The 1,849-nt window shown below is 62.1% G+C and carries 2 protein-coding genes; both read left to right on the top strand.

Features of this window, described 5'->3' with window-relative positions:
- Positions 1–199: 199 nt before the first annotated feature.
- The gene (locus AAFX91_RS41285) at positions 200–1,348 is read left to right on the top strand and encodes a thiolase domain-containing protein (RefSeq protein WP_130582257.1); all 1,149 of its coding nucleotides are present in this window, start codon (positions 200–202) and stop codon (positions 1,346–1,348) included.
- Positions 1,348–1,737: a Zn-ribbon domain-containing OB-fold protein gene (locus tag AAFX91_RS41280; RefSeq protein ID WP_130582258.1), complete on the top strand. Its 390-nt coding sequence runs from the start codon at positions 1,348–1,350 to the stop codon at positions 1,735–1,737. Before AAFX91_RS41285 ends, AAFX91_RS41280 begins: the two co-directional genes overlap by 1 nt.
- The last annotated feature ends 112 nt before the right edge of the window (positions 1,738–1,849 follow it).

Genomic DNA, 1,849 nt, shown 5'->3' with positions numbered 1-1,849 from the left:
ATCAGACTCTCCGATGGTTCGAGTGTGGAAACCCAAACCTACCGGAAAGGGCGCGCTCACCGCCCCATGGAATCTACGATCCTGTGCCGCGTCTCCCTCGATGTTTGCTCTCTCGCCGCACGGAATATTTCCGCGCTTGCCAAGGCCTGCCTGACGGTCCAGAAAAATGCTCGCACTAGAAACGCCAGCGGAGAACGAGTTGACCATCAAAGGCAAGGCTTACATTGCCGGCATCTATGAGCATCCCACCCGGCATGCTCCCGACAAATCCACCGCGCAGCTCCATGCCGAGGTCGCCAAGGGCGCGATCGAGGATGCGGGGCTGACCAAGGACGATATCGACGGCTATTTCCTCGCCGGCGACGCGCCCGGCGGGCTCTGGCCGATGGTCGATTATCTCGGCCTCAAGGTACGTCACGTCGATTCCACCGAGACCGGCGGCTGTTCCTATCTGATCCATCTCGGCCATGCCGCGCAGGCGATCGCCGCCGGCAAATGTTCGATCGCGCTGGTGACGCTCGCCGGCAAGCCGCGCACCGGGGTGATGCCGCCGCGCGCCGCCGGCGCCGAGGCCGATTTCGAGTCCGCCTACGGGGCTACCACGCATAACGCCTACGGTATGTGTGCCATGCGCCACATGCACGATTACGGCACCACCAGCGAGCAGCTCGCCTGGATCAAGGTCGCCGCGTCCCATCACGCGCAATACAACCCCCACGCGATGCTGAAGGAAGTCGTCACCGTCGAGGACGTGCTGAACTCGCCGATGATCTCCGATCCGCTGCATCGCATGGATTGCTGCGTCGTCACCGATGGCGGTGGCGCGATGATCGTCACCACGCCCGAGATCGCCAAGAGCCTGAAGAAGCCGCTGGTGCGCCTGATCGGCCATGGCGAAGCGATAAAGGGCCCGCGCGGCGGCAAGGATCTCGATCTCACTTATTCCGCCGGCGTGTGGTCCGGCCCGCGCGCTTTCGAAGAAGCGGGCGTGACGCCGAAGGATATCAAATACGCTTCGATCTACGACAGCTTCACCATCACCGTGCTGATGCAGCTCGAGGATCTCGGTTTCTGCAAGAAAGGCGAGGGCGGCAAGTTCGTCGCCGACGGCAATTTGATTTCCGGTGTCGGCAAATTGCCGTTCAATACCGACGGCGGCGGGCTCTGCAGCAACCATCCCGTCAACCGCGGCGGCATGACCAAGATCCTCGAAGCTGTCAGGCAATTGCGCGGCGAAGCGCATCCGAAGGTGCAGGTGCCCAATTGCGATCTTGCGATTGCGCATGGCACGGGCGGCCTGCTCGGCGTCCGCCACGCCGCCTCGACCTGCATTCTGGAGCGCGTGTGATGACTGAAGCGAAGAAATACAATGCGCCGGTGACGAACCCGGAAAGCGCGCCGTTCTGGGAAGCGGCCAAGCAAGGCAAGTTCCTGATCAAGCGCTGCACCGCCTGCGGCGAGCCGCATTACTTCCCGCGCTCGATCTGCCCGTTCTGCTTCTCCGACAAGACGGTGTGGGAGGAGAGTTCGGGCGAGGCGACGGTCTATACCTACAGCCTGATGCGAAAGTCGCCGACCGGTCCATATGCGATCGCCTATGTCACGCTGAGGGAAGGCCCGTCGCTGCAGACCAATATCGTCGACTGCGACCTGGACAAGATCAGGATCGGCCAGAAGGTGAAGGTGGTGTGGAAGCCAACCGACGGCGCGCCATTGCCGTTCTTCACGGTGGCCTAAAAAATACCTTCTCCCCTTGTGGGAGAAGGTGGCGCGCATGCAATGCGCGTCGGATGAGCGACTATCTGGATTGTCAAGTTGCATTGGCGTAAGCGGCACGCGCCTCGCGTGC

It is taken from the genome of Bradyrhizobium sp. 31Argb, assembly GCF_043638955.1.
Lineage (GTDB): Bacteria > Pseudomonadota > Alphaproteobacteria > Rhizobiales > Xanthobacteraceae > Bradyrhizobium.
This window is presented reverse-complemented; position numbering and strand designations above follow the sequence as displayed.

Coding starts and splice junctions, on each gene's coding strand:
- AAFX91_RS41280 (WP_130582258.1), top strand. CDS start 1,348: ATGACTGAAGCGAAGAAATACAATGCGCCGGTGACGAACCCGGAAAGC.